Origin of the sequence: Roseovarius sp. MBR-6, from assembly GCF_040547525.1 — a bacterium.
GTDB lineage: Bacteria > Pseudomonadota > Alphaproteobacteria > Rhodobacterales > Rhodobacteraceae > Roseovarius.
In genome coordinates this window covers 212,864-238,713 of the sequence record NZ_JBEPPW010000004.1, presented here as the reverse complement: position 1 = coordinate 238,713, position 25,850 = coordinate 212,864, and the positions used below count along the sequence as shown (strand labels likewise).

Genomic DNA, 25,850 nt, shown 5'->3' with positions numbered 1-25,850 from the left:
CTCAGCTGCTTGTGGGGACGCAGACCCCGGTGAAACAAAGCTGTGAGGCAAAGCGCGGCGTCATGAACATGCGCGTGTTGAGTTCGAGAGTGTCGATGAACTCGCTGGCGAAAATCGGAACGTGCCGCCCGCTCGTCTCGACAAGGATCAGGTCCTGGCCACCAACCATGAGCGGCAGACGTGCCACCTCTTCTGCCTTGTCAATATCAGCCTGCGTGAGGGCGGACAGGCCACCGTTGCCGCGCACCTCGCTCCAGCGCAGTTCGTACCAGTCGTTATTGTTCGACGTCTTGTGAAAGCGAATCACCGAAACCCGCATCTGCGAGGGGCTACGGGAGCCCGCGATCATGTCGAACGTGGTCTTGAGGTTGTCGATATAGGTGGCGTCGATCACGGAGGTTTCGCGCGACAGCGCGTCGGTCATGGTATAGGTCGCCTTGTCGCGCACGTTTTTCTGAAGATAGAAATCGTAGAACCCGAGCGCGAAGAGAAGGCCCGTTACCAGAAACGGCATGATGATCACGGTTTCCATGGCCACGACGCCGCGCTCGTCACGATGAAAGCGGCGCAGAAGGCTCGCGAGGCGCTTGTGAAGATCAATCAGCATCAGATCGGCTCCTGCACGAAGGCGGACATTGCGACGAAGGCAGCCTCGCCGTTTGTATCCCTGATCAAGGCGCGTCCCAGGATGGCGTCGGGGAAGATGGGCTCGTATTTCAGGCAGGCGCGCAACAGCATGAGCTGGTTCTGCCCGCCCGGAATGAACGCGCGCAGGGGTTTTGCGGGCTCCTCCACGTCGGTGCAATCGGGGGTCGGGTCCAGCACTGCGAGGTTGCGCAGATCGGTCGGAACCATCTCCAGCCGAAGCTTTTCGCGGCAGTTCGCGATCACGAAGGAGTTATCGCAGATGCTGTCCTTGATGTCATCGTGCTGCGGGGCCGAGCCGGTGCCAAGGCGAATGTCGCGCACGGTGATGTCCAGCCCGCGTTCCAGCATCGCCGATTGCATGGTCACGATACCCAGTTCCACCGAGAAGATGATGAAGCTGACAAGGAGCGGGGCCACCAGGACGAATTCGAGCGTCGCTGTCCCGTCCTCATTTCGCGCGACCTTGCGCAAGCTCTTGGGAATGAAGCGCATCATTGGGTCAACCTCAGCGTTTTGACGTTGGCGGCGATGGAGCTGAACGCCGAGGAAATGCTCGTTCCGCTGGCGCGATAGTAATGGCCGTCGGTGCTGGCACATTTGATCAGTTCGCGCTCGGCGGTGCCTCCCGTAGGCACCTCGAAGCCGATGGAATAGACAACCACACCCTCGCGTTTGGTGGCGCCACACACGCTTTGCATCAGGACATTCTTCTTGTTGCCGTCGATGAATTCCGAGCTGATAAAATCGTTCCAGGCATCGTCCATGCCGGTGATGCGCTTGTGAAAGTCCGGCGAGATCAAGCCCCAGGTGATTTCCCAGTCGAGTTGCGTGGTGCTGACATAGCCCTCCAGCGTGTTTGGAATGTTGGCAAACGCGCTCGCCGAGAGGAACTTGTCGTCCTCGATGGCATAGTAGTCGTTGAAGCGCGGACTATGAAGGTAATAGACAGACTTTTCGGGGCCGTTCGCCTCGTAGATGCAAACCCAGTTCTTGCTACCGCATTTCGACAGGCCGTCGCTGCCATAACGAAGGTCATGGATGTTCTTCTTGTTGTAGGCGTAACTGAACACACGTTCCTGGTGCTTGACCTCGAACAGGTCGGAATTCGGCCCGCGGTATTTCGGCGGCGACTTGTCGAAGAAATTGGACGTGGTATTCGCCCCGTCACCCATGAACACGATGACCTTGAGGGTCTCGCCATCATTGTAATCGGCGGGCACGGTGGCGCGCGCGGGATCGAGATCGTTGGCCGCGATCATGGCGCTTGTCACCTGACGGAAGGTCGGATCGAGCAGCGCCGCGCCCCAGTTCATGCCTTCGTTACCGGACGTGTTGCCATCGGGCTGGAGCGCGTCGATCTTGGCGTGCAGCGCGGCCTCGCTTGTCGAGTAGGGCAGGATGCGCATGTAGTCGTCGTTGTAGCACGTCCGCCAGCTCTGGTTGAGATTGTCAAAGGTGCCGTAGCGCGAGGTATAGATCATCTGGTTCACTGGAATGCCGTTGCTGAGCGAGGACGACCCACTGGTCAGAGTGGCGTGCGTGTAGTCGTTGTCGCTGAATTCCAGGCACGTCGAATAATCGTGTGTTTCGTTAACGGCGAGCGCGTTGTAGATCGACAGCGGCGGGCTGACCGAGAAGCTGAAGGGCACGATGGAGATGACGGTGTTGCCCGGCGTGGATTGATCGAGCACGGTCGTCACGAATTCCTTGGCTGCGTCTCGCAGGTTGCCGATCTTGTTGTTCGAGGCCATCGACCCGGAGACGTCGAGCACAAGCACGACCTCGAGTTTGGGGATGTGCACCTCGGCGGTTGAAATCCCGGCGACATCGAGCGTCTCGACACCGTTGAGGCGCATCAGGAAGGTCTCGATCGTGCCGCCGGCGCGGGCGGTGATGCTCGCGCTGTTCAGGGTCACGGTGATGTCGTCATCCAGCTCCGCCATAAGGAAGTCCGACTGACCGGCCTTGGCGAAATAATCCTCGATGATGTCGCGCGCCTCGGCCTCGGTGCGCGCCGTTGCCGCGGCCAGCACCGCGCGGTCAAGCGTGGTCTGCAATTCGGCGCGGGTGGATTCGTGGCGCATCGTGTCAAGCGCGATCCCCCCCATCATCAGCATGATGACGAAGATGAACAGCCCGAAGAGGGTGGCAGAGCCATCCTCTTGCCGCAGGAGGCGGTGACGGTTCCGGCGTCGGAACGCGGGTGTCACATCATGAAGCGTGGTCGCAACGACCGCCGGTCGGATTTCTTCAGGCAAACGCATCTCGATACCTTCTCACCATATAAGCCCGCATGCCGCCCCAAGCATGCCCGCTTTTCCATCGCGTTTCTTCGCCTTCAAATGTGGTCAAATTGTGGCCGCCATGAGTCGCATGGTCAAAGTTAACCATTTGGAAATACAATCTAATAACACGCTCTGGATTGTTTCTGCTTCGTGGACGAACTCGGGGGATCATAACCGGGGGAGCGCCCGACCGATCGCGTTATCGGCCAAGGATTCCGGATTTTCGACTCGACATGCGCCCTGCATCCCTTAACCATCGCATGGGCGGGGAATGGTCGATTTCACATCGGCCCGCCACAGCAGGGAGGGGCAACCATGACCACCAGACAAGAGCCGACATTCCGCGAAAGCGTCGATCTGATGTTCAACCGCGCCGTGGCGCTGATGGACCTGCCGCCGGGGCTGGAGGAAAAGATCCGCGTCTGCAACGCCACCTACACGGTTCGTTTCGGCGTGCGGCTGCGCGGCCAGATCCACACCTTCACCGGCTATCGCAGCGTCCATTCCGAGCATATGGAGCCGGTCAAGGGCGGTATCCGCTACGCCATGGCCGTGCATCAGGACGAGGTCGAGGCGCTGGCCGCGCTGATGACCTACAAATGCGCGCTGGTCGAGGTGCCGTTCGGCGGCTCCAAGGGGGGCTTGCGCATCGACCCGCGCGAGTGGGAAGAGCACGAGCTGGAGCAGATCACCCGCCGCTTCGCCTATGAGCTGATCAAGCGCGACCTGATCCACCCCGCGCAGAACGTGCCTGCCCCCGACATGGGCACGGGCGAGCGCGAGATGGCCTGGATCGCCGATCAATACAAGCGCATGGCCACCACCGATATCAACTATCGCGCCTGCGTCACCGGCAAGCCGGTCAATGCCGGCGGCATCCAGGGCCGGACCGAGGCCACCGGGCGCGGCGTGCAATACGCGCTTCAGGAATTCTTTCGCCACCCCGAGGATATCGCCAAGGCGGGCCTCTCGGGCACGCTCGACGGCAAGCGCGTGGTGGTGCAGGGTCTTGGCAACGTGGGCTATCACGCGGCCAAGTTCCTGTCGGAAGAGGACGGCTGCAAGATCACCGCGATCATCGAGCGCGACGGCGCGCTTCTTTCCGATAACGGGCTCGACGTGGAAGCCGTGCGCAACTGGATCGCGCGCCATGGTGGCGTCGACGGCTACCCGGACGGCAAATACATCAGGGACGGTGCCAAGGCGCTGGAGCATGAGTGCGATATCCTCGTGCCCGCCGCGCTCGAAGGGGTGATCCACCTCGGGAATGCGGAGCGGATCAAGGCCCCGCTGATCATCGAGGCGGCCAATGGCCCGGTCACGGCGGGCGCGGACGAGATCCTGCGCCAGAAGGGCACGGTGATCATTCCCGACATGTATGCCAACGCGGGCGGCGTCACGGTGTCCTATTTCGAATGGGTCAAGAACCTCAGCCATATCCGCTTTGGCCGGATCGGACGGCGGCAGGAAGAGTCTCGCCACCAGCTTATCGTGAACGAGCTTGAGCGGCTCAATCGCGGTATCGGCGACGCCTGGGAGATCTCGCCCGATTTCAAGCAGAAATATCTCCGTGGCGCGGGCGAGCTGGAACTGGTGCGCTCGGGGCTCGATGACACGATGCGCACGGCCTATCAGGCGATGCGCGAGATCTGGCACGGGCGCGAGGATGTGACCGATCTGCGCACGGCGGCCTATCTGGTGTCGATCGCGCGCGTGGCGTCGAGCTATCGCGCGATGGGGCTCTGACGGGGCTGCGTCGCGCATTGGCCTGAAAAGGGCGGGAACGGGGGCGGGGCCGTGGCCCTGCCCTTGCTATGACAGGGGCAAGGCCCGCTTTGGCACGGAGGCATCATGCGGTTCTCGGCGCTGCGTATCTTGAAGGAAGGGCTGACCGGCAATCGCGGCTGGCAGGCGCATTGGCGCGATGCGACGCCAAAGGACAGCTATGACGTGGTGATCATCGGCGGCGGCGGGCACGGGCTGGCGACGGCCTATTACCTGGCCGCGCGGCACGGGATCACCAATGTGGCGGTGCTCGAAAAGGGCTGGCTGGGCGGCGGCAATGTCGGGCGCAACACCACCATTGTGCGCGCCAATTACGGCCTGCCGGGCAATTCGGAATTTTACAGCCATTCGCTGCGGCTCTGGGAGGGGCTGGAGCAGGAGTTGAATTACAACGCGATGATGAGTCAGCGCGGCGTGCTCAACCTGTGCCATTCCGACGGTCAGCGCGACGCTTTCGCCCGGCGCGGCAACGCCATGCGCAACCAGGGCGACGATGCCGAACTTCTGGATCGCGAGGCTGTGCGCCGGATGGTGCCGTTCCTCGATTTCGACAGTGCCCGCTTTCCGATTTATGGCGGGTTGTTGCAACGCCGCGCGGGCACGGCGCGCCACGATGCGGTGGCCTGGGGCTTTGCGCGGGGGGCGAGCGCGCGCGGTGTCGACCTCATCCAGAATTGCGAGGTGACGGGAATCGACATCGAGGGCGGCCGCGTCACCGGCGTGCAGACCACGCGCGGGGCCATCCGCGCGGGCAAGGTGGCGATGATCGTCGCGGGCCGTTCAAGCCAGGTGGCGGCCATGGCCGGAATGCGCCTGCCGATCGAGAGCCATGTGCTTCAGGCCTTCGTCACCGAGGGGTTGAAGCCCTGCCTCGATCATGTCGTGACCTTCGGCATGGGGCATTTCTACATCAGCCAGTCCGACAAGGGCGGGCTGGTCTTTGGCGGCGATCTGGATTTCTACGCGTCTTATGCGGCGCGCGGCAATCTGCCCATGGCCGAACATGTGATGGAGGCGGGTCTTGCGCTCATGCCGATGATCGGCAACGCGCAGCTTTTGCGCAGTTGGGGCGGGATCATGGACATGTCGCCCGACGGCTCGCCGATCATCGACCGGACGCATGTCGCGGGGCTCTATCTCAATTGCGGTTGGTGCTATGGCGGGTTCAAGGCGGTGCCGGGTTCGGGCGACGTGACCGCGCATCTCATTGCCACCGACCGCCCGCACCCGGTCGCCACACGCTTTCGTCTCGACCGTTTCGCCACCGGGCGCGGGTTGATGGATGAAGAGGGCACCGGCGCGCAGCACAACCTGCACTAAGCCTGCGTGGCAAGCGTTGAAATGAGTATTTAAGGAACGATGAAACCCGGTCAGCGCCACAGCCGGGCATGGGTGGCGAGCGCGCCTTGAAGCTTGGCCAGCATCCGGTTGGCGGGGCCCGGACGGGGCAGGGGGCCATGGGCGAGACGCTCGGCCACCACCTCCACCGGGCAGGGCAGGCCCGAGACGGGGTCGCGGTAGCGCGGATAGTCGATGAGCGTGGCGTGAACGAGGCCTGCGAGGCCGGGGCGCGCGGTGCGGCGCGCAGGCACCGCGCCCAGATCGCGCGTGAGGCCCCAGCCCGCATAGAAGGGCGCGCCGGTTGTGGTCACACGCACGCCGCGCAACAGCGCCTCGAACCCCATCAGAGAGGTCATGGTCCAGACCTCGTCGACCAGCGGCAGAAGCGTCGCGGGATCGGTGCCGTCAAGGACCGCATCCACCAGACCGGCAAGCAGTTCGGGGGCAATCGCGCCGGGGCGCAGCCCGGCCTCCACATCCGGGTGAGGCTTGTAGAGGATCCGGGCCCCGGGATTGGCCGCGCGCACCTTGTGGATCAGCCCGAGATTGGTGGTGATCTCTCCTGCGCCCAGACGGATCGAGGCATCGTCCTCGACCTGTCCGGGCACAAGGATCCGGTGGCCTTGGGGCAGATCGGGGGCGGGCGCGCCGAGGTTGTATTTGCTCAAGGCGTGGCGGGTGAGCGTGGTGATCAGCGCCTCGGCGCGCGCCGCCTGATCGGGGCGCAGCCGTGCGCGCGCGGCGATCAGGCGTTCCAGTCGGCTCTCGCGGGTCGGATCGTAATAGATGCCCAGATCGTCGAGCACGAGCGACAGGGGCGGCACGAGATCCGCCCCGAGGCCCCGCGAGCGCAGGAAGCCGTCCTCGACGCGCACCGCGCCCTCGGGGGCGGATGCGCGCGCCGAGGCCCAGACCATCGTCGGGCGATCCGGGTTGGCCCGATCAAAGGTCACGCGGCGATAGCGCCCGAAAAACCCCTGCATCGGCGCGCGTTTCCACAGCCGCATCCCGCAGGCGTTCCAGCCTCGTCGATCCTCGCGCCAGGCGCGGGTTTCGGCCTCGAACGCGCCGAGCGCGGTTTCCAGATCGCACAGACGATCCCGGCAGGGGTCATACCATTTGGGGTAAAGGATCATCGCCCCGGCAAAAAGCTGTGCCCGGGTGAGACCGCGGCCGCGCCGCGGCAGGGGGGCGGGGTGGCGATCCGTCGTGAGGCCCCAGCCGGCATAGAAGGGCTGGCCGAAGACATGCGGGCGGTGGCCTGCGAGGATCGCCTCGAACCCCATTTGCGAGCTGACGGTATAGACCGCGATGGCCCCCTCCAGCAGGTGCCAGGGGCTGACCGGATCGGCGAGGAGGCGCACGCGGTCCGAGGCGTCAGAGGCGTTGAAATGGCCCGCGCGGTGGCCCTGCGCGGTCTCGGGGTGGGTCTTGATCACGATGGGGGCGCGCGGATGCTCAAGCTGCGCGCAGACCAGCATGTCGCGGAACGTGGCCGCATCCGCGCCGCCATGGCGCACCGAGGCGTCGCCGCGCGTCTGGTCGATCACCAGCACATAGCCCGGTGCCGGGCAGGGCAGGTCGGGATCGGTGCCGGAATATTTGGAAAGATGCGCCTCGCGCAGCCGCGCCATGGCACCGCGCGCGCGGTTCAGAAGCGGGGTCTCGTCAAGCGGATGGCGGGCAAGGATCGCTTCGAGGTCGGAGGGGTGGGAGGCGTCGAAATGCACGCCCGTGCGGTCGATCAGCAGGCCAAGCGGCGGCGCGCCGCTACGCCCCGGCAGGACCGAGCGCAGAAAGGCATCCTCGATCCGCAGGAGACCCGCGCCGGTCCGTGCCGCGACCGTCTCGCCGCGCAGCGCATAGGGCGAGCGGCCCCAGACCGCCACAAGGTCGTCCTTTCCGGGCCAGCCGAGGCGCAGATCATATCCCGCAAGCGCGAGGATGCGCCGCAAGCGCCGCTGCCGGAGAAACCCGCCGTTGAAATGGAAAACCCGCCGGGAGATGGCCCCGGCGGGTTCAGGCACTGGCATTGCCGTCAAAAGTCCCCGGAGAGGGTCGCCGAGGCGGTCGAGACCGAGCCGACCGCGCCAAGCGTGCCGGTCAGCGCCGCGATCACCTTGCCCCATTGCGCAAACGGTGCTTCCGTGACGTAGATCGTGTCATTGTCGCGCAGCGCGAAATCGCGGGCAAGGAACATGCCGTTGGGCTTGGTCAGGTCGAGCACATAAACCATGCGCTGCGCGCCGATCAGGTCATCGCGCCCAAGCACCATGTTGGCGATATCGGCAGGTTCGTTGCGCAGCACGAAAACGCCGGTGGGATCGGCCGCCGCGACACTGAGCCCGCCCACCTGCGCGATCCCCTCGAGCGCCGAGAGGGTCTGCGTCTCGAAGGTCACGCGCGCCTGTGTGCCGGTTGCGCCGAGCGCGGTGTAGGAGCGGGTATCGGCCTCGACAAGGACACGGTCGCCGCCGCGCAACGGAATGTCGAACTGCGGATATCTGAACATGTCCTGAAACCAGACCTTGGCCTGCTTGTCGCCGCGAATGACCGTGATCTGCGCCACTTCCGGGGCAATCGCAATGCCGCCTGCCGCAGCGATCATCGCCGACAGGCGGCGCGTCGGGGCCTCGATCGGATAGACGCCCTGACCGCCGACCGCGCCGCTGATCGACACGGTCGAGCCATTGCCCGCCACGCGGCGCACCTCGACCTGTGGATCGGGGGTTTGCTGTTCGAGACGTTCGGTGATCACACGGCGCACGCCCTCGGGCGTGTTGCCCGCCGCCTTGATGCGCCCGGCATAGGGCACGAAGATGAAGCCCGATCCGTCAACCTGCACTTCCTCCAGAAGGGTCTGGTTCGACGTGGCCCCGGCCAGAAGCCCGTCATCGACGTTTTCCCAGATCGTGAGACCCAGCGTGTCGCCGGGGCTGATCTGATCCGAGCCGAGCAGGCCCGCGTTGAGGAAATCATCGGTAAAGCCGAGCGCGGGCTGCACGGCGGTGGCGCGCGTCACCCGGTCATTGACGGTGACGACAAAGGCATCGCCCTGTTGCTGCACCGATCCGGCATAAAGCTCGCGCTTGTTGGGTCCCATGCGTGGCAGGCCGCAGCCCGCGACGATTGTCAGAATCATCAGCGCGGCGACGGGTTTGACCCATCGGGTTCTGGAGGTTGTCACTGCCCGGTCTCCTCGACCTGTTATTGTCTGCCTCGGTCTTTTTTTGTCAAATTAGCCGAGTTGCCTTTGAAAATCCAGCGTTTCGTGGCGACTGGGTCAGGGAACGAGGCGCAACTGTTGCCGTGGTGCCGCGGTGCCGGTGCGCAGCGCGTCATAGGGATCGTCGGGGGCGAGCATCATGTCCACCACCTGCCGCAGCACCTGACGGCGGCCGCGGGCGGAATAGAACCCGCCGGGCAACTGGCTGGTCTCCAACAGAAAGCGCCGGTAGTCGGCATAGGCGCGGCGGTCCGGGCGCTCGGCGCGGGCGAAGAATTCCGGCAGCGGCAGGGTCGAGACAAACTCGGGCTTGGCATAGACCGCCGCGCCGAAGGTGCGCAGCGGGATGCCGCGCCAGAGCACCTGTTGCGCGGCGGTGGAATTGACGGTGACGGCGCTGCGCGCCTCATCGAGGAGCGGTGCCAGCTTGCCGCCGCGCAGGTAATGGACGCGGCCCCGCAGGCCATGCGCGGCGGTCAGGCGGCGCAATGTGGCGCGGATGGGCGCGCGCCCGTCCTCGAGCGGATGCGCCTTGATGACAAGGTGATGATGCCCCGGTGCGCCACGCGCGAACCCGTCGAGCACCACTTCGAGAAACTCGGTCATCGACGAGAACGGCGAATGCGCCTGAAACGAGGCGTCATGTTCGAGTTGCAACAGCACGACATGATAGGGAAATCCGCCCGTGCGGATGCGCCATGTGGCAACGCGCCGCTCAAGCGCCTGAACCGGCATGAAAAAGAGCCGCTTGAGATAGAGCGCGAATTCCTGCCCGACGCCAAGTGCGCGATGGGGTTTGAAGCGGCGGTAGCGCTGGTTCAGAAAGAGAACAAAGCCGTGATAGAGCGCGCCGTAAAAGATGTGCTGGCGCATGTCGCCCCAGCTTGCGGGGGGCAGGGCCGTGTCCATGTCGGATTGCGCGAGCGCCGCGCGCATCTCGTCCACGCTGGTCTCCATCAGGCGCGAATGGCCGTTGCTGCCGCCGCGTTCATAGGTGATCCAGTAGGGGCGCATATAGCCCTCTTCGAAGACATGCACGGTGATGTTTGCCGCGCGTGCGATGGCCACCGCCTCGGCATGGATCGGGCGGGTATCGCCGTAAAGGACGATATCGGTGATGCTGTGCCCGGCGATGAGGCGGCGCAGGGTTGCGGGCCAGTGCTCGGGCGCGTCGCGGTAGGGCGTGTAGCTTGCACGCTCGGGCCAGAATACCCGGTCACCGGCATTGAAGCCGACGCGGTGGACGCGCGCCCCCGCCCGACGCAGCATCTGCCCCAGCCGCCAGAAGAACGGCCCGTGCGGTCCCTGAAGGAACAGAAAGGCGCGGGGGGCTTGGGGCATGGTTGGATGGACCGTTTGACTGCTCTTGACGACGTGTCATAGCGCGGAAATCCGGCGAAAATAAGCCTTTTGCGGCACTGCCGCTTGTCTTGGTCCGCGCGCGGGGCTAGGCCATGGGGCAAAGAGCGGAGGGCAGGCCATGTTCACGGGCATCATCACCGATATCGGGCGCATCGCAAGGATCGAGCGGCGCGGCGACATGCGGGTGCGATTGGGCACGGGGTATGACACGGGACGCATCGACATCGGGGCGTCGATTGCCTGTGACGGCGTGTGCCTGACGGTCGTGGCGCTCGGGGCGGACTGGTTCGAGGTCGATATCTCTGCCGAAACCCTGTCGAAAACCAATCTGGGCGATTGGGCCGAAGGGGGCCGGGTCAATCTGGAGCGCGCGCTGCGCGTGGGCGACGAGTTGGGCGGGCATATCGTCTCGGGGCATGTGGACGGGCTGGCCGAGGTGATCGGGCGGCGCGAGGAGGGCGACAGCACGCGCCTCACCTTCCGCGCGCCAGCCTCGCTTGCGCGGTTCATCGCGCCCAAGGGGTCGGTCGCGCTCAACGGCACCTCGCTGACGGTGAACGAGGTTTCGGGCGATACGTTCGGCGTCAACCTCATCCCGCACACGCAGACGGTGACGACATGGGGAGAGGTCGCCGAGGGCGACCGCGTCAACCTCGAGATCGACACGCTGGCGCGCTACGTGGCGCGGCTGGCCGAGGCGGGTTGAGCGCCTTTTGCCGCCTCAGTCTTGCGGCACGGCGGCGCGGTAGAGATGCCATGTCGCGTGTCCCAGCACCGGCAGCACCAGCGCCAGCCCCAGAAAGGCGGGCAGCGCGCCCAGAAACATCGCCACGCCCACGATCAGCCCCCAACGGGCCACCACGGCGGGGCTGGCGCGGGCCACGGCAATCGAGGTGACCACAGCCTGCATGACGCCCGCGCGCCGGTCGATCAGCATGGGAAAGGCCACGAGGCTTGTCGCCAGAACGAGCGCGGCAAAAACCAGCCCCACGCCCATGCCGAGCACGATCATGAGCCAGCCCGCGCCGGTGGTCAGAACCTCGCGAAGGAAGGCCCCGGCCGTGTCCGGCATTGCCGCGCCGAGGGTCAGCGCATGGATGACATGCGCGGCGTAAAGCCATGTCAGAAAGAGCGCCACAAGCCCCGCGCCCAACACGACCACCGGCACGATCACGCGGGTGCGCATCACGTCAAAGGCCGCGCCCCAGCCTACGGCCGTGCCGCTCTCGCGCTGGCGGCTCATCTCGTAGAGCCCCGTTGCCACCACCGGCCCCAGCAGGATGAACCCGCCCGCCAGCGGAAACACCATCTCGAGCCGCGCGCCGTGAAACGCCACCAGCGTCAGCACGAGGCCGATCACCGGATAGATCGCGACCAGAAAGATCACGTCGCTGCGCAGGGCGGTGAAATCGGCCAGCCCCTTGCGCAGGGCCTCGCGCAGGTCGGCCTCGGTCAGGGCGCGCACGGCGGGAGGGGCGGTCTGTGTGCCGCTCAGCCCGTCATGCGCCTCGGCGGCTTCGCGGCCCGCGCCGATGGCGGCCTCTGCAAGCCAGCTCAGCGGGTTTCCGATTGTCCGTGCCATCGCGTCCTCCCCTGATGGTTGACGCGGCTAGCCTACCACGCGCGGCACCCTGCGTCGCATCACGATCCGGCGACGGGGCGGCTTGCGCCCGGACGCGACCCGCGCCATGGTCCGGCGCAAATCTGGAGGGCGAGATGCGATTTGCGGCGGTGACGGAGCGGTTGGCGGGGCTTGGTGGCGCGAAATGGGCGGTGCACACGCGCGCCGCCGAAATGGCCGCCGAGGGGCGCGACGTGATCCGGCTGACCATCGGCGAGCCGGACGTGCCCGCGCCCGAGGCGCTCATCGAGGCGGCGGCGCGGGCGATGCGCGCGGGGCGCACGGGCTATTCCAACGGGCGCGGCGAGCTTGGGCTGCGCGCGGCGCTGGCCGCGCAGTATTCCGCGCGGCGCGGACGCGCCTTCAGCCCCGATCAGGTGATCTGCTTTCCCGGCACGCAGACGGCGCTTTACGCGGTGATGGCGGCGCTGGCCGGGCCGGGCGACACGGTCCTTGTGGGCGATCCGATGTATGCCACCTATGAGGGGGTGATCCGCGCCACCGGGGCCGGGATGGTGCCGGTGCCGCTTGACCCTGCGCGCGGGTTTCGCATGGCGGCGGGGGACGTGGCGGCGGGGGATGTGGCGGCGCGGGTGGAGGGGCGCGCGCGGGTGCTTTTGCTCAACACGCCGCACAACCCGACCGGCGCGCTGCTGGCCCCCGAGGATATCGCCGCGCTTGGCGCTGTGGCACGGGCGCACGACCTCTGGATCGTGGTGGACGAGGTCTACGAGGAGCTTGTGTTCGAGGGCGCGCGCTTTGCCTCGCCTCTCGCGATGCCGGATCTGGCCGACCGGGTGATCGCCGTGTCGTCGATCTCCAAAAGCCACGCCGCGCCGGGGATGCGCAGCGGCTGGTGCGTCGGCCCGCAGCCTTTCATCGAGGCGCTCCTGCCGCTGGCGGAGGTGATGCTGTTCGGCAATCAGCCCTTCCTTGCCGACATGACCGAGGCGGCGATTCGTGACGGTTCGGAGGTCGCGGGCGGAATGCGCGCGCGCTATGCGGCGCGGGCCGCGCGACTGGCTGCGGCGCTCCAGGACGCAGGTCGGCTGCGGGTGCACCGCCCCGAGGCGGGCATGTTCGCCATGATCGACGTGAGCGCGACCGGCATGGACGGAGAGGCATACGCCTTTGATCTGCTGGCGCGGGAGGGCGTCGCCCTCATGCCCGGCACCTCCTTCGGCGACACGCTGCGCACCTGGGTGCGTGTGGCGCTCACGGTCGATGACGCGGCGTTCGACACGGCGGTGGCGCGGATCCTGCGCCATGCGGGGGGTCTGTGATTTTCGCGCCACAGGCGTGAGTTGCATGAGGCCCGCCATTCGAGAGGCGTTGACACCTCCATGCCGAAGCACACAGTAGCGCATCGCCCAAGGGCAGAAACAGTGCGGTCGACAAGAGCCGCATACCAGGAGGGACATCCTTTGAAAAAGCAGCTTCTGAGCACAACTGCCATTGCCGCAGGTCTGGCCATGGCCGCGCCGGCCGGTGCGCAGGAATGGGACATGACATGGGGCGGCTATTATACCGCCCATGTGGCTTTTGCTTCGGTCGATTCGGACACGGCCGCACTCGCGGGCACCGATTTCGACGGCGTGGACACCTATGGCGAGGCGCAGATCAGCTTTACGCCGTCGGTGACGCTCGATAACGGCCTGACCTTCGGTATCAACGTCGAATACGAGACCAAGAACAATGCCGCCGCCTTTGTCGACACTTCCTTCATGACGATCGAGAGCGAGCGCATGGGGCGGTTCGAACTCGGCAATACGGATTCGGTCGGTTACAAGATGATCGTGTCGGCCCCGCAGGTCGATGGCTCGCTCTGGATCAACTCGCCCTCGCTGTCGGGCTTCATCCCGCTTTCGGCTGGGGTGGGCGGCAACCTGCCGTGGAATTTCCAGCAGTCGGCGCTGTCCTCCTTCACCGAGGTTCTGGGCAACGAACAGGTGCCGCGCATCAGCTATTACTCGCCCTCCTTCTCGGGGCTGACGCTGGGCATTTCCTACGCCGCGACCGCGACGGACACGGCGTTTTCGTCGGCCAACAGCCCCGGCAAGGCCGGCAATAACGGCGGCGTGGACCGCAATATCGGGGTTACGGACATCATCGACATTGCGGCGGCCTATGAGCGGTCGTTCAATGGCATCGACCTCAATCTCGCCGCGCGCTACGGCATGGCGGAGAACAACACCGGCATTGCCGGCACCAGCGATCCCGAAGTGTGGGGCGTCGGCGGCACGATCGGCTTTGCCGGGTTCGTGGTCGGCGGCTCTTACGGCGAGAACGACAACGGCAATCTCACCCCTGACGAGGAAGGCTGGAGCCTTGGTGTCACCTACGACTTTCCCGGTCCCTGGCTGATCGGCGTCGACACCTATCAGGGGGAATGGTCCGGCACCGGCGCGGGTTCGGGCGACAAGGCCGAATACGAGGCCTACCAGATCATCGGAAGCCGCGATCTGGGGCCGGGTGTGAACTGGACGATCTACGCGATCTATGCCGAGGGAACGGTCAATGGCGATGCGGGCGGCACGTTTGCGGCCATCGCCGGCGCGCCGGTGGCGAATACTTCGGTCGAGGGGACGCTGATCGGCACCTCGATCAACCTCTCGTTCTGATCCCTCGGCACCGGGCCTCAGGGCGCTGGACACCGGGGGTGCAGGACAGTGGGCGCGCGGGGCAACCTGCGCGCCCTTGCTGTTCTATGGCATGGCATCGGTTCTGCCTTGCGCGGGGCGTCCACGTGTCCTGCGCGTCACAGTTTTATGTCTCTTCGGGCCGCTCACGGGGAGTTGCTTTGCCCGTGAGGTCTCTGTCCCTCACCCTGCTGTGAGCCAACGCGCCGCTCGCGCGCAACGGCCTGACCCACTCAGCGAGGACATTACTCATGAACAAACACCTGCTTGGAACAAGCGCGATTGCCTTGGGCGTCGCCATGGGCGCGCCGGTGGCGGCCCAGGAATGGAACATGAAATGGGGCGGCTTTCACAGCACGCATGTCGGCTATGTCAGCGTGGATACGGACACCGCCGCGCAGGCGGGGAGCGATTTTGACGGCGTCGACACCTTCACCGATGCGGAAATCCACTTCCTGCCGTCGGTCACCCTCGACAACGGCCTGACCTTCGGCGTCAACGTCCAGTATGAGGCCAAGAACACCGGCGGCGCCATCATCGACGAATCGTTCATGTTCATCCAGAGCGACACGCTCGGCAAGATCGAGCTCGGCAACGAGAACTCGGCGGGCTACAAGCTGATGCTCGAGGCGCCGCAGGTCGGCGGCACGATCCTCATCAACTCGCCGTCGCTGTCGGGCTTCATCCCGATCTCGATCGGTGTGGGCGGCAACCTGCCGTGGAACTTCCGCCAGTCGGCGATCTCGTCCTTTACCGAGGTCATGGGCAACAACGACGTACCGCGCATCACCTACTATACGCCCTCGTTCAACGGCCTGACCCTCGGCATCTCCTATGCCGCGTCGGTCAATGGCGGCTTCTCGGCGGCCAACAGCAACGGCAACGCCGGGAACAACGGCGGCGTGAACCGCAATATCGGCGTGAGCGACATCTGGGATATCGGCGCGTCCTATTCGCAGTCGTTCAACGGCGTCGATATCAACCTCGCCGCGCGTTACGGCACCGCCGAGAACAACACCGGTCTGCCGGGCACCGACGATCCCGATGTCTGGGGCGTGGGCGCGACCATCGGCTTTGCCGGCTGGGCCTTTGGCGGCCATTACGGCGAGAACGACAATGGCGGGCTGATGCCCGACGAAGAGGGCTGGAGCCTTGGGATCACCTATGACATCCCCGGCCCCTGGGATATCGGCTTTGATACGTTCCAGGGCGAATGGGACGACAATCAGGGCGGCAAGGCCGAATACGAGGGCTATCAGCTTGCCGCCAGCCGTTCGCTCGGCAAGGGCGTGCGCTGGACCATCTATGCGCTTTATGCCGAGGGCAGCGTGAACGGCAATGGCTTCAACAACGATCCCGCCAACATCGCGGTTCCCGTTGGCCCGCAGAACGCCAATACCGAAGTCGAAGGCACCTTGATTGCCACCTCGATCAACCTCAGCTTCTGAGTGACGATAAAAAAGGGCGCGCGCGGGGCAACCTGTGCGCGCCTGGTTTTTCCTGGCATGGCCTCGGCTCAGCCTCGCGCGTGACCGTTTTGTATCCCAAGCGCCACAGTCGCACCGGTCCAGGGGCTGCTCACGGGGAGTTGCTTTGTTCGTGAGGTCCGCGTCGCTCACCCTCATGTGAGCCAAAGCGCCGATTCCGCGCAGCGGCCTTATCCACTCACCTAGGACATCACTCATGAACAAACACCTGCTTGGAACAAGCGCGATCGCCCTTGGCGTCGCGTTGGGCGCGCCTGCGGCGGCCCAGGAATGGAACATGAAATGGGGCGGTTTTTATAACTTCCATGTCGCCTATTCTTCCTTTGATTCGGACACCGCCGCCCATGTGGGATCCGATTTCGACGGTGTCGGCACCTTCACCAACGCGGAAATCCACTTCAAGCCGTCGATCACGCTCGATAACGGCCTGACCTTCGGTATCGACGTGCAATACGAGGCGTTGAATACGGGGGGCGCGACGGTTGACGAATCGTTCCTGTCGATCTCGTCGGAAACGCTCGGCCGCATTGACCTCGGCAACGAGAACTCGGCCGGCTACAAGATGATGGTCTCTGCACCGCAGGTCAAAGGCGTGCTCGGCATCAACACCGGCACGCTCTCGGGGTTCATCCCGCTCAACACCGGCTCGGGCGGCAACCTGCCGTGGAACTTCCGTCAGGCGGCGATTTCTTCGGGGATCGAGGTGCTGGGCAACAACGACGTGCCGCGCATCACCTATTACACGCCCTCGTTCAACGGCCTGACCCTCGGGGTGTCCTATGCGGCCACGATCAACGGCAACCTCGGTGCCGGGAACAGCAACGCCAACGCCGGCAACAACGGTGGTGTGGATCGCAATATCGGCGTGACCGACATCTGGGATATCGGTCTGGTCTACAAGCAGTCCTTCAACGGCGTCGATGTGAACCTTGCCGCGCGCTATGGCACCGCCGAGAACAACACCGGTCTGCCGGGCACGGACGATCCCGATGTCTGGGCCCTCGGCGCGACTTTCGGTGTCGCCGGGTGGACCTTTGGTGGCCACTACGGCGAGAACGACAACGGCGGGCTGATGCCGGATCAGGAGGGTTGGAGCCTCGGCGTGACCTATGACCTTCCCGGCCCGTGGGACATCGGGTTCGACACGTTCCAGGGCGAATGGGACGACAATATCGGCGGCGAGGCCGAATACGAGGCCTATCAACTGGGGGCAAGCCGGTCGCTCGGCAAAGGTGTCCGTTGGGCGGTCTATGCGATCTACACCGAAGGCACGGTCAATGCGAACGGGCTTGCGGCGGGTCCCGGCGGCGGCGGCTCGGCCAATCCCAACACCGAGGTCGAGGGCACGATCATCGCCACCTCGATCAATCTGAGCTTCTGAAACGACGCCAGACGACGGGGGCGCGGCGAACGCGCGCCCCCGTTTCAGCGGGCCAGGATCACGGCATCGGCCCCATGATGTAACTTCCTTTCAATTCCGGCATTTTCTGCCCTTGGCCGCCTGTCCGAAAGGTGTGTGGTTTCTGAGCCACATTCCCGACAGGAAGCACGCGGGCAGGGGTGGCTGCGTTGACTCACATGGTGGGTTTGGCGCATTCCATCTCCAAGCCGTGTCAATGACTGGTGCGGCGGATATGAAATCTTGCTTCTGAGGAGGGACACCCTTGAAAAAGCATCTTCTGAGCACCAGCGCGATCGCACTCGGCGTCGCCATGGCTGCACCGGCTTCGGCCCAGGAATGGAACATGAAGTGGGGCGGTTTCCACAACACCCACGTCGGTTACGTTTCGGTTGATTCGAACACCGCTGCCCAGGCCGGTGCCGATTTCGACGGCGTTGACACCTTCACCAACGCGGAAATCCACTTCAAGCCGTCGGTCACGCTCGACAACGGCCTGACCTTCGGTATCGACGTTCAGTACGAATCGAAGAACACCGGCGGCGCGATCGTCGACGAATCTTTCATGTCGATTTCGTCCGACACGCTTGGCCGCATCGACCTCGGCAACGAGAACTCGGCCGGCTACAAGATGATGGTCGCAGCACCGCAGGTCGGCGGCGTGATCGGCATCAACTCGCCGTCGCTGTCGGGCTTCATCCCGATCTCGACCGGCAACGGTGGTAACCTGCCCTGGAACTTCCGTCAGGCGGCAATCTCGTCCTATATCGAGGTTCTCGGCAACAACGACGTTCCGCGCATCACCTACTACACCCCGTCGTTCAACGGCCTGACCCTCGGCGTTTCCTACGCCGCCACGGTCAACGGTGGTTTTTCGGCAGCCAACAGCGCGAACAACGCCGGTAACAACGGTGGTGTTGACCGCAATATCGGCGTGACCGACATCTGGGATATCGGCCTTGCCTATTCGCAGTCGTTCAACGGCGTCGACATCAACTTCGCAGCCCGTTACGGCACTGCCGAGAACAACACCGGCATCGCAGGCACGGACGATCCCGAAGCCTGGGCAATCGGCGCGACCATCGGCTTTGCCGGGTTCGAGTTCGGCGGCCACTACGGCTCGAACGACAACGGCGGCCTGGCAAACGACCAGGAAGGCTGGAGCCTTGGCGTGACCTATGACATCCCTGGCCCGTGGTCGATCGGTTTCGACACCTTCCAGGGTGAGTGGGACAACAATGCCGGTGGCGAAGCCGAGTATGAAGCCTACCAGCTCGCCGCCAGCCGCACGCTGGGCAAAGGCGTCCGTTGGACGGTCTACGCGCTCTATGCAGAAGGCTCGACCGATGCAGGGTTCGCAAACCCGAACACCGAAGTCGAAGGCACTCTGATCGCAACCTCGATCAACCTGTCGTTCTGATCTGACGGGTCTTTAATACCGGGGCGGGGGGTGACATTATCCCCCGCCTTTTCTATTGGGAGAGGGTTCCGCATGACAAGAGGATCGCCCAAAGCATGAAACGCAGCATCGTCTGGCTGGCCTCCTACCCGAAATCCGGCAACACCTGGACGCGGGTGTTTCTCGCCAATTACCTGCTGAACACCCAAAAGCCGCTTGATATCAACGAGGTTCGCCGCGTTGGCAGCGGCGATTCCATGGCCGCCGCCTATCACGCGGTGGCGGGCCGCAAGCTTGACCTCAACCGCGTGGCGCTCACCCTGCAATACCGCCACAAGGTGTTGCGCGGCATCGTGAACAACAATGCCGACATCAACCTCGTCAAGACCCACAATGCCCGCGTCACCGCCTACGAGGTGGAGCTTATCCCCGAGAAATTCACCCGCGCGTCGATCTACATCATGCGCAATCCGCTCGACATGGTGCTGTCTTACGCGCGCCATTACCGGATGACCCACGAGGTTGCGGTCGAACGCATCACCCATCCCGAGAACGCCAACCTCCCGGTTGAAACCTCGGTCGCCGACTTTCTCGGGACATGGGAAGGTCATGTGCGCAGTTGGGTGAAATACGCGCCCTGGCCGCAGCTTGTGCTGCGCTACGAAGACCTTCTTGAAGACCCCGAGACGCACTTTTCCAAGGCTCTGGAGCTGATCGGCGTGCCGGTGGACCCCGAGCGCCTGCAACGGGCGATCCGGTTTTCAAGCTTCGACGAATTGTCCAGGCAGGAAGAGCAGTCCGGCTTCATCGAAAAGCCGAAGGAAAGCGAAAAGTTCTTCGGCAAGGGCCAGAAGGATCAGTGGAAAACCGATCTCGATCCGGCGCTGGCGGACATCATCCGCGACAAGCTGGGCACGACGATGAAGCGTTACGGATATCTGGAATGAGCGATCTGAGGCGCATCATCTGGCTGGCGAGCTATCCCAAATCCGGCAACACCTGGATGCGGTCGCTTCTGGCGCATTACTTCATGCCGCCGGGAAAGGCGCCCGATATCAACAACCTGCGGCAGTTCACCACCGGTGATACGCGCGCGGATTTCTTTGATGCCGCCGCCGGGGGCAAATATCACGGCACCAATCTGGAAGAGTGGATGGCGGTGCGCGGCAAGGCGCTGCGCCTCATCGCGGCCTCGAAACCCGACCATCATTTCGTCAAGACCCATTGCCAGCCGGTCCGCCTTTTCGATCAGGATGTGATCCCCCCCGAGGTGACGGCGGCGGCGATCTACATCCTGCGCAACCCGTTCGATCTGGCCCCGTCCTTCGCGCGACATCAGAATTGCGATCTGGACACTGCGATTACCCAGATGCTCAACCCCGATACGGTCACCGGCACGCCGTCGGGGATCGTCGATCTTCTGGGCCGCTGGGACGACCATATCCACACCTGGACCCATGCCGGTGGCCTGCCGCTGCATGTGGTGCGCTACGAGGATCTGCTTGCCAGCCCCGGCAAGGCGATGCGCGCCCTGCTGGAGAAATTCCTGCGCGTCAAGGTGGACGGGCCGAAGCTGGCGCGCGCGATCAAGGCCACGAGTTTCGAGGCGATGAAGCGACAGGAAGAGACGCTCGGCTTTATCGAACGGCCTCAAGGGATGCAGAAATTCTTTGCGCGCGGACAGGCGGGTGTCTGGCGCGAGGACCTGACGCCCGCGCAGGCGGCGCGGCTGCGCGCGGGGTTCCTGCCCGCGCTCGAACGCTGGTATCCCGAAATGTTGAAGGAAACCGAGGCGTTCGCCACCTCTGGCTAGGCGGTGGCGCTGGCATATCCCGCGCGATTGCCTATGTTCTGGTCAGACACGGATGATCACGGAGGCCAGCATGACGCGTATCGCCCTTACCCTTGTCGCCGGTCTCGGACTGGCCGCCTGCTCTGCCGCCACCGGCCCGCAGGTGGTGGCACGGCTCGGACCCAACCCGGTTGTGGACGGTGGCAGTTATGACAGCGGTGGTGGTGTGACCGTCGCGGTCGATCTGCGCGAGGCGCAGGGCCGCACCCTTGTTTGCGGGGTCTGGGCGCAGAGCGAGCGGCAATCGGTCCTGACGCAGGGGGTCGAGCATCGTCTGCTTGGGTCGGGTGCCGTGTTTCTCGATGGCGAGGCGCTGGTGCGGGGCCTCACGTTCATGCCCGAGGTGAGTCCGACGGTGGATTACGGCGGACATGAGGCGCGCTGCATGACCACCTCGCGCCCGTGGCGCGCGGGCGATGAGGCGCGCCGCCCGGTGGTGCGCATTCCCGGCCAGACCGTCTATGTGGATAGCGACGAGGGCGGGGTGATGATCGTGCGATTCAGGCAGGACGGCCCCGGCGCGCATCTCTGATATTGCCCGCCCGCGCCGGACGTGTGAATGGCACTGTCGCGTCCGTTCCAATCGACCCGGCGCTAATAGATATACCGGATCTGATCGCTCCAGTAGCGTTCCACCCGGCGCAGCGCGGTGGTGACCTGATCGAGCCCGTCCGGTCCGAGCACGCCGCGCCCTTCAAGCCCCTCGGCGTGGCGCTCGAAGAGGGCGGCCACCACATCACGGATGCCGCGGCCCTTCTCGGTCAGGCGCACACGCACGGCGCGGCGATCCACCTCACAGCGCTGATGGTGCATATAGCCTGTCTCGACCAGTTTCTTGAGGTTGTAGCTCACGTTGCTGCCCTGATAGTAGCCGCGCGATTTCAACTCACCCGCCGTCACCTCGTTTTCGCCGATGTTGAACAGCAAGAGCGCCTGCACGGCGTTGATCTCGATGACGCCGACGCGCTCGAACTCGTCCTTGATCACGTCAAGAAGCAGCCGGTGCAGCCGTTCGACCAGCGCGAGGGCTTCAAGATAGCCGGTGACATAGGCGGCGCGCGAGGGGGGCGCGCCGAGGGGCTTTTGAAAGCTCATCCAATTCTCCCTTGCGATGGGTTCGCGAGGGACGTTGCGGTAAAACCGCCAATAATCGGTTAAACTGGATGCCTTATGCCTAAAATGCGCGCTATTTCCGCGAAAAGGCGTGGCGCGCAATGTCGTCGATGAGTGGCGCAAAGCGATCGGGCACCGCCCCCTGACCGGTCACCCATTGGTAAAGGTCCTGATCGTTCTCGGACAGGAACGCGTCGAAAAGATCAAGCGTGGGGGCGTCCATCGCGCCAAGCCGCGCCTCGGCATAGTGGCCGAGGATGATATCCATCTCCTTGATTCCACGCCGGTTCGCGCGCATCGTCAGGCGGCGAATGCGGTGCTCCGGGCTTTCCTCACTCACCGGCTTCCTCCATCAGCTTGGCGCGCAGGATTTTTTCCAGACGCGCCAGACGGTCGGTGGAATAGACAAGCTGCGTGCGGATGTCGCGGATCTCGGTCAGCAGGCCCGAGATATCAGGGGAGAGCTCGCCCATGGCGGGCGAATCGGGGCCTTCGCCCTCGCCCGACAAGAGCCAGAGCAGGGAGACGTTGAGAAGCCCGGCCATCATCGACAGCTTGTTGGCGCGTGGCTCCGAGAGGTCGTCCTCCCAGCCCTTGAGCGTCTTGAGCTTGACGCCGAGGCGCTTGGCAAGATCGCTCTGGCTCATGCCCGAACGCTCGCGCGCGCCGGCGATGCGGTCACCAAAGGTGGTGGCGTCGGGGTCGAACCAGTGCTCTGTGGTCTCGGTCATTGCTTTTCCTTTCCGGCGATCGTCCTTGATCGTGGTTCTGGCGCACCCTAAGAGGTTTGGGAGACAAATTCAAACCGGAGCCGACCATGATCCGCCTTTCCGCGACGCTTGACCGCGTCAAGCCGTCGCCCACCATAGCCGTCACCACCAAGGCGCAGGAGTTGAAGGCCGCGGGCCGCGACGTGATCGGGCTTGGTGCAGGCGAGCCGGATTTCCCGACCCCGCCGCATATCCGTGCGGCGGGCATCCGCGCGATTGAAGAGGGCCGCACCAAATACACCGCCGTCGATGGTATCCCCGAACTCAAGGCGGCGATCTGCGCGAAATTCAAGCGCGACAACGGGTTGGACTATGAACCTTCTCAGGTCAGCGTGGCCTCGGGCGGCAAGCAGATCCTCTATAACGCGCTGATGGCGACGCTCAATCCCGGTGACGAGGTGATCATTCCGGCACCCTATTGGGTAAGCTACCCGGACATGGTGCTGCTCGCGGGCGGCGAGCCGGTGATCGTGCCCGCAGGGATCGAGACGGCGTTCAAGCTGAGCGCGCAGGCGCTCGAGGCGGCGATCACGCCGAAAACGCGGTGGTTCATCTTCAACTCGCCGTCGAACCCAACGGGTGCGGGCTATTCGCGCGCCGAGTTGAGGTCGCTCACGGATGTTCTCATGCGTCATCCCCATGTCATGGTGATGACCGACGACATGTATGAGCATCTGGCCTATGACGATTTCGGGTTTTGCACGCCCGCAGAGGTCGAGCCGGGTCTCTATGATCGAACCTTGACCTGCAACGGGGTGAGCAAAGCCTATTGCATGACCGGCTGGCGGATCGGCTATGCAGCGGGGCCCAAGGACCTGATTGCCGCGATGCGCAAGATCCAGAGCCAAAGCACCTCGAACCCCTGCACCATCAGCCAATGGGCGGCGGTCGAGGCGCTCAACGGCAGCCATGACTTCATCGCCGCGAACAACGCGGCCTTCGTGCGGCGGCGCAATCTGGTGGTGGAGCGGCTCAATGCCATTCCCGGCATCGACTGTCCGCGTCCCGAGGGCGCCTTTTATGTCTATCCCTCCATCGCGGGGCTGATCGGCAAGGTGAGTGCGGGCGGCGCGCGGATCGAAACGGATGAGGATTTCGCCACGGCGCTTCTGGAAGAGACCGGCGTCGCGGTTGTCTTTGGCGCGGCCTTCGGGCTTTCGCCGCATTTCCGCATCAGCTACGCTACATCCGACGAGGCATTGACCGAGGCCTGCGCGCGGATCGAGAGGTTCTGCGCGGGGTTGCGGTAAGAGGGGCATATGGCGGGCGATCTGCCGGACTATTATTTCCGCGTCCGCGAGAACGGCGCTTTCGTGTTCCGGGTCGATACCGAGAACCGCCAGCGACGCATCGACATGGAGCAGATTGCCAGCGTCAACATCCGCAAGCTCGAAGTCAAGCCGCATGGCGAGCGGGAGCTGACGCCCGAGGATATGGCCGCGATCGAAAGCTGGATGGCCGAGCGGCTCAGGCTCCTCGAACACCGCGATATCGACGATATCCTGCGGGCGGTCGATTACCTCAACACCACGACGCATTGGGTGCAATCGAAAGCGACCGACGCCCAGCTTGAGCAGGTGACCGACGCGCTCTTGCTGGCCATGCACGATCTGCGCACGGTTCTGGTGCGCAAGAAGGCTGACCGCCTGCTCAAGGACGGCTGACGCCGCGCGCGATCACCTCGGCGGCGCGCGTGAGGCCCCCCTCACCATGCGGAATATCAAGCGCCACCAGCCCCGCCTCGATGGCCCCGAGCGCGCCCAGGACCATATGCGCGTTCACGTGCCCCATATGGCCGATGCGGAAAAACCCGTGCCAGGCCGGATCGCCCGGCTCGGCCATTCCCAGCCCGATCCCAAGGGTCACGCCCGTCTGGTCCTGCACCCATTGCCGCAGGTTTGATCCATGCGGCGCGCCGATCCTCAGTGCCGTGACGGCGTGACTGCGCAAGGCCCGGTCGGCCACGTTCATCTCCAGCGGGCCGGTGGTCCCCCATGCCTCGCAGGCCGCCCAGATGGCGCGGGCGAGGGTTTCGTGGCGGTCCCAGATCGCCTCGATCCCCTCGGCGTTGATCAGGTCGAGTGCGGCGCGCAGCCCGTAGAGGTGATGAGTGGGGGCCGTGCCGCCGAAATACTGATAGAACATTTCCGGGTCGGCGCGATGCGTCCAGTCCCAGTAGCGCGTCACGGAACCGATGCGCCTGCGCGCCTCCGCCGCCTTGTCGGAGAACCACACGAAGCCAAGGCCGGGGGGCACCATCAGGCCCTTCTGGCTGGCCGCGATCATCACATCGACGCCCCAGGCGTCCATCTCGAACCGGTCGCAGGCCAGCGAGGCGATGCAATCGGCCATCAAGAGTGCCGGGTGGCCCGTTGCGTCAAGAACGTCTCGCAACGCCTTGATATCGTTTCGAACCGAGGTGGAGGTATCCACATGGGTGGCCAGCACGGCGCGGATTGTGTGGCCCTTATCGGCGCGCAGCGCCGCCTCGACGCGGCCAAGGTCCATGGCGGCGCGCTTGCCGAAATCGAGCATCTCCACCTCGATCCCCTGACCGCGCGCCACATCGGCCCAGCCATGGCCGAAACGGCCCGTGGCAGGCACCAGAACCCGCTCGCCGGGGGCGACCGTGTTGGCCAGCGCCGCCTCCCATGTGCCGTGGCCATTGCAGATATAGATGGCCACGCGGCCCGCCGTGCGCGCCACGGCGCGCAGGTCGGGGATGAGGCCCGCCGTCATCTCGATCAGGGCACCCTCGTAGATATTCGGCGACGAGCGGTGCATGGCGCGCAGCACCTCCTCGGGCATGACCGAGGGGCCGGGGATGGCAAGATAGGCGCGACCGTTGGCAAGGCTCATGGGGACGTCTCCGGAGGGGGTGTCGGGCGCGACCTTACGCCGGTTTCGGGCGGCGTCAACGGGG

General features: G+C 64.6%; 24 protein-coding genes. 13 read left to right on the top strand and 11 right to left on the bottom strand.

Annotation, left to right across the window (positions count from 1 at the left end; all coding sequences use genetic code 11):
- Position 1: 1 nt before the first annotated feature.
- From ABIE57_RS07735 to ABIE57_RS07725, 3 genes are read right to left on the bottom strand one after another with little or no spacing between them, the layout of a single operon-like run.
- Entirely contained in the window at positions 2-607 is a 606-nt protein-coding gene (locus ABIE57_RS07735; RefSeq protein WP_354538426.1) for a TadE/TadG family type IV pilus assembly protein, read from the bottom strand.
- Positions 607-1,143 carry a TadE/TadG family type IV pilus assembly protein gene (locus ABIE57_RS07730; protein ID WP_354538425.1) on the bottom strand — a complete coding sequence of 179 codons (537 nt, stop codon included), beginning with the start codon at positions 1,141-1,143 and terminating at the stop codon, positions 607-609. Before ABIE57_RS07730 ends, ABIE57_RS07735 begins: the two co-directional genes overlap by 1 nt.
- The gene (locus tag ABIE57_RS07725; protein ID WP_354538424.1) at positions 1,140-2,912 is read right to left on the bottom strand and encodes a pilus assembly protein TadG-related protein; all 1,773 of its coding nucleotides are present in this window, start codon (positions 2,910-2,912) and stop codon (positions 1,140-1,142) included. Before ABIE57_RS07725 ends, ABIE57_RS07730 begins: the two co-directional genes overlap by 4 nt.
- 336 nt (positions 2,913-3,248) lie before the next feature.
- Here ABIE57_RS07725 and ABIE57_RS07720 point away from each other — a divergent pair, with 336 nt between their 5' ends.
- Both ABIE57_RS07720 and ABIE57_RS07715 read left to right on the top strand, forming a co-directional pair.
- A complete protein-coding gene (locus ABIE57_RS07720; RefSeq protein WP_354538423.1) occupies positions 3,249-4,679 on the top strand; it encodes a Glu/Leu/Phe/Val family dehydrogenase in 1,431 nt (476 codons plus the stop codon).
- Between the two features lie 105 nt (positions 4,680-4,784).
- A complete protein-coding gene (locus tag ABIE57_RS07715; protein WP_354538422.1) occupies positions 4,785-6,038 on the top strand; it encodes a sarcosine oxidase subunit beta family protein in 1,254 nt (417 codons plus the stop codon).
- Positions 6,039-6,088: 50 nt separating this feature from the next.
- Here ABIE57_RS07715 and ABIE57_RS07710 read toward each other — a convergent pair whose 3' ends face one another.
- The 3 genes from ABIE57_RS07710 to ABIE57_RS07700 all read right to left on the bottom strand — a co-directional run bounded on the left by ABIE57_RS07710 (position 6,089) and on the right by ABIE57_RS07700 (position 10,626).
- The gene (locus tag ABIE57_RS07710) at positions 6,089-8,092 is read right to left on the bottom strand and encodes a capsule polysaccharide biogenesis protein (RefSeq protein ID WP_454283725.1); all 2,004 of its coding nucleotides are present in this window, start codon (positions 8,090-8,092) and stop codon (positions 6,089-6,091) included.
- Positions 8,093-8,097: 5 nt separating this feature from the next.
- On the bottom strand, positions 8,098-9,201 hold the full coding sequence (locus ABIE57_RS07705) for a polysaccharide biosynthesis/export family protein (protein WP_354538478.1): 1,104 nt from the start codon (positions 9,199-9,201) through the stop codon (positions 8,098-8,100).
- A 141-nt stretch (positions 9,202-9,342) separates the two neighbouring features.
- A complete protein-coding gene (locus tag ABIE57_RS07700) occupies positions 9,343-10,626 on the bottom strand; it encodes a capsule polysaccharide biogenesis protein (protein WP_354538420.1) in 1,284 nt (427 codons plus the stop codon).
- A 139-nt stretch (positions 10,627-10,765) separates the two neighbouring features.
- On the opposite strand from ABIE57_RS07700, the gene ABIE57_RS07695 reads away from it, so the two are divergent.
- Positions 10,766-11,353 carry a riboflavin synthase gene (locus ABIE57_RS07695; protein ID WP_354538419.1) on the top strand — a complete coding sequence of 196 codons (588 nt, stop codon included), beginning with the start codon at positions 10,766-10,768 and terminating at the stop codon, positions 11,351-11,353.
- A 15-nt stretch (positions 11,354-11,368) separates the two neighbouring features.
- Here the strand turns inward: ABIE57_RS07695 and ABIE57_RS07690 are convergent, their stop codons facing one another.
- Positions 11,369-12,229 carry a DUF2189 domain-containing protein gene (locus ABIE57_RS07690; RefSeq protein ID WP_354538418.1) on the bottom strand — a complete coding sequence of 287 codons (861 nt, stop codon included), beginning with the start codon at positions 12,227-12,229 and terminating at the stop codon, positions 11,369-11,371.
- A 134-nt stretch (positions 12,230-12,363) separates the two neighbouring features.
- Between ABIE57_RS07690 and ABIE57_RS07685 the strand changes: the two genes are divergently transcribed.
- The 8 genes from ABIE57_RS07685 to ABIE57_RS07650 all read left to right on the top strand — a co-directional run bounded on the left by ABIE57_RS07685 (position 12,364) and on the right by ABIE57_RS07650 (position 21,576).
- A complete protein-coding gene (locus ABIE57_RS07685; protein WP_354538417.1) occupies positions 12,364-13,551 on the top strand; it encodes a pyridoxal phosphate-dependent aminotransferase in 1,188 nt (395 codons plus the stop codon).
- Positions 13,552-13,653: 102 nt separating this feature from the next.
- A complete protein-coding gene (locus tag ABIE57_RS07680) occupies positions 13,654-14,889 on the top strand; it encodes a porin (RefSeq protein WP_354538416.1) in 1,236 nt (411 codons plus the stop codon).
- Positions 14,890-15,158: 269 nt separating this feature from the next.
- The gene (locus ABIE57_RS07675) at positions 15,159-16,355 is read left to right on the top strand and encodes a porin (RefSeq protein WP_354538415.1); all 1,197 of its coding nucleotides are present in this window, start codon (positions 15,159-15,161) and stop codon (positions 16,353-16,355) included.
- A 235-nt stretch (positions 16,356-16,590) separates the two neighbouring features.
- Positions 16,591-17,775, top strand: coding sequence for a porin (locus ABIE57_RS07670; RefSeq protein ID WP_354538414.1), 1,185 nt, complete (start codon positions 16,591-16,593; stop codon positions 17,773-17,775).
- Positions 17,776-18,058: 283 nt separating this feature from the next.
- Entirely contained in the window at positions 18,059-19,213 is a 1,155-nt protein-coding gene (locus ABIE57_RS07665; RefSeq protein WP_354538413.1) for a porin, read from the top strand.
- A 95-nt stretch (positions 19,214-19,308) separates the two neighbouring features.
- A complete protein-coding gene (locus ABIE57_RS07660; protein WP_354538412.1) occupies positions 19,309-20,139 on the top strand; it encodes a sulfotransferase domain-containing protein in 831 nt (276 codons plus the stop codon).
- On the top strand, positions 20,136-21,005 hold the full coding sequence (locus ABIE57_RS07655; protein ID WP_354538411.1) for a sulfotransferase domain-containing protein: 870 nt from the start codon (positions 20,136-20,138) through the stop codon (positions 21,003-21,005). Before ABIE57_RS07660 ends, ABIE57_RS07655 begins: the two co-directional genes overlap by 4 nt.
- A gap of 70 nt (positions 21,006-21,075) precedes the next feature.
- Positions 21,076-21,576 (top strand): hypothetical protein, encoded by a 501-nt coding sequence (locus ABIE57_RS07650; RefSeq protein ID WP_354538410.1) that lies wholly within the window; start codon positions 21,076-21,078, stop codon positions 21,574-21,576.
- A 62-nt stretch (positions 21,577-21,638) separates the two neighbouring features.
- Here ABIE57_RS07650 and ABIE57_RS07645 read toward each other — a convergent pair whose 3' ends face one another.
- From ABIE57_RS07645 to ABIE57_RS07635, 3 genes are all read right to left on the bottom strand, one after another.
- Positions 21,639-22,139: a MarR family winged helix-turn-helix transcriptional regulator gene (locus ABIE57_RS07645; protein ID WP_354538409.1), complete on the bottom strand. Its 501-nt coding sequence runs from the start codon at positions 22,137-22,139 to the stop codon at positions 21,639-21,641.
- Between the two features lie 91 nt (positions 22,140-22,230).
- Complete coding sequence (locus ABIE57_RS07640; protein ID WP_354538477.1) at positions 22,231-22,455, bottom strand: succinate dehydrogenase assembly factor 2; 225 nt, start codon at positions 22,453-22,455, stop codon at positions 22,231-22,233.
- A 34-nt stretch (positions 22,456-22,489) separates the two neighbouring features.
- The gene (locus ABIE57_RS07635; RefSeq protein WP_354538408.1) at positions 22,490-22,888 is read right to left on the bottom strand and encodes a helix-turn-helix domain-containing protein; all 399 of its coding nucleotides are present in this window, start codon (positions 22,886-22,888) and stop codon (positions 22,490-22,492) included.
- A gap of 86 nt (positions 22,889-22,974) precedes the next feature.
- Here ABIE57_RS07635 and ABIE57_RS07630 point away from each other — a divergent pair, with 86 nt between their 5' ends.
- The gene (locus tag ABIE57_RS07630; protein ID WP_354538407.1) at positions 22,975-24,177 is read left to right on the top strand and encodes a pyridoxal phosphate-dependent aminotransferase; all 1,203 of its coding nucleotides are present in this window, start codon (positions 22,975-22,977) and stop codon (positions 24,175-24,177) included.
- 9 nt (positions 24,178-24,186) lie between these two features.
- Positions 24,187-24,591 (top strand): hypothetical protein, encoded by a 405-nt coding sequence (locus ABIE57_RS07625; protein ID WP_354538406.1) that lies wholly within the window; start codon positions 24,187-24,189, stop codon positions 24,589-24,591.
- On the opposite strand, the gene ABIE57_RS07620 is transcribed toward ABIE57_RS07625, so the two are convergent.
- Positions 24,578-25,786, bottom strand: coding sequence for a pyridoxal-phosphate-dependent aminotransferase family protein (locus tag ABIE57_RS07620; protein ID WP_354538405.1), 1,209 nt, complete (start codon positions 25,784-25,786; stop codon positions 24,578-24,580). The two genes, ABIE57_RS07625 and ABIE57_RS07620, sit on opposite strands and share 14 nt — an antisense overlap.
- Positions 25,787-25,850 lie beyond the last annotated feature (64 nt).

Excerpts from the sequence above, each read along its gene's own strand:
- ABIE57_RS07735 (WP_354538426.1), bottom strand. The coding sequence starts at position 607 with ATGCTGATTGATCTTCACAAGCGCCTCGCGAGCCTTCTGCGCCGCTTT.
- ABIE57_RS07730 (WP_354538425.1), bottom strand. The coding sequence starts at position 1,143 with ATGATGCGCTTCATTCCCAAGAGCTTGCGCAAGGTCGCGCGAAATGAG.
- ABIE57_RS07725 (WP_354538424.1), bottom strand. The coding sequence starts at position 2,912 with ATGCGTTTGCCTGAAGAAATCCGACCGGCGGTCGTTGCGACCACGCTT.
- ABIE57_RS07720 (WP_354538423.1), top strand. The coding sequence starts at position 3,249 with ATGACCACCAGACAAGAGCCGACATTCCGCGAAAGCGTCGATCTGATG.
- ABIE57_RS07715 (WP_354538422.1), top strand. The coding sequence starts at position 4,785 with ATGCGGTTCTCGGCGCTGCGTATCTTGAAGGAAGGGCTGACCGGCAAT.
- ABIE57_RS07710 (WP_454283725.1), bottom strand. The coding sequence starts at position 8,092 with ATGCCAGTGCCTGAACCCGCCGGGGCCATCTCCCGGCGGGTTTTCCAT.
- ABIE57_RS07705 (WP_354538478.1), bottom strand. The coding sequence starts at position 9,201 with ATGATTCTGACAATCGTCGCGGGCTGCGGCCTGCCACGCATGGGACCC.
- ABIE57_RS07700 (WP_354538420.1), bottom strand. The coding sequence starts at position 10,626 with ATGCCCCAAGCCCCCCGCGCCTTTCTGTTCCTTCAGGGACCGCACGGG.
- ABIE57_RS07695 (WP_354538419.1), top strand. The coding sequence starts at position 10,766 with ATGTTCACGGGCATCATCACCGATATCGGGCGCATCGCAAGGATCGAG.
- ABIE57_RS07690 (WP_354538418.1), bottom strand. The coding sequence starts at position 12,229 with ATGGCACGGACAATCGGAAACCCGCTGAGCTGGCTTGCAGAGGCCGCC.
- ABIE57_RS07685 (WP_354538417.1), top strand. The coding sequence starts at position 12,364 with ATGCGATTTGCGGCGGTGACGGAGCGGTTGGCGGGGCTTGGTGGCGCG.
- ABIE57_RS07675 (WP_354538415.1), top strand. The coding sequence starts at position 15,159 with ATGAACAAACACCTGCTTGGAACAAGCGCGATTGCCTTGGGCGTCGCC.
- ABIE57_RS07670 (WP_354538414.1), top strand. The coding sequence starts at position 16,591 with ATGAACAAACACCTGCTTGGAACAAGCGCGATCGCCCTTGGCGTCGCG.
- ABIE57_RS07660 (WP_354538412.1), top strand. The coding sequence starts at position 19,309 with ATGAAACGCAGCATCGTCTGGCTGGCCTCCTACCCGAAATCCGGCAAC.
- ABIE57_RS07655 (WP_354538411.1), top strand. The coding sequence starts at position 20,136 with ATGAGCGATCTGAGGCGCATCATCTGGCTGGCGAGCTATCCCAAATCC.
- ABIE57_RS07650 (WP_354538410.1), top strand. The coding sequence starts at position 21,076 with ATGACGCGTATCGCCCTTACCCTTGTCGCCGGTCTCGGACTGGCCGCC.
- ABIE57_RS07645 (WP_354538409.1), bottom strand. The coding sequence starts at position 22,139 with ATGAGCTTTCAAAAGCCCCTCGGCGCGCCCCCCTCGCGCGCCGCCTAT.
- ABIE57_RS07640 (WP_354538477.1), bottom strand. The coding sequence starts at position 22,455 with ATGCGCGCGAACCGGCGTGGAATCAAGGAGATGGATATCATCCTCGGC.
- ABIE57_RS07635 (WP_354538408.1), bottom strand. The coding sequence starts at position 22,888 with ATGACCGAGACCACAGAGCACTGGTTCGACCCCGACGCCACCACCTTT.
- ABIE57_RS07630 (WP_354538407.1), top strand. The coding sequence starts at position 22,975 with ATGATCCGCCTTTCCGCGACGCTTGACCGCGTCAAGCCGTCGCCCACC.
- ABIE57_RS07625 (WP_354538406.1), top strand. The coding sequence starts at position 24,187 with ATGGCGGGCGATCTGCCGGACTATTATTTCCGCGTCCGCGAGAACGGC.
- ABIE57_RS07620 (WP_354538405.1), bottom strand. The coding sequence starts at position 25,786 with ATGAGCCTTGCCAACGGTCGCGCCTATCTTGCCATCCCCGGCCCCTCG.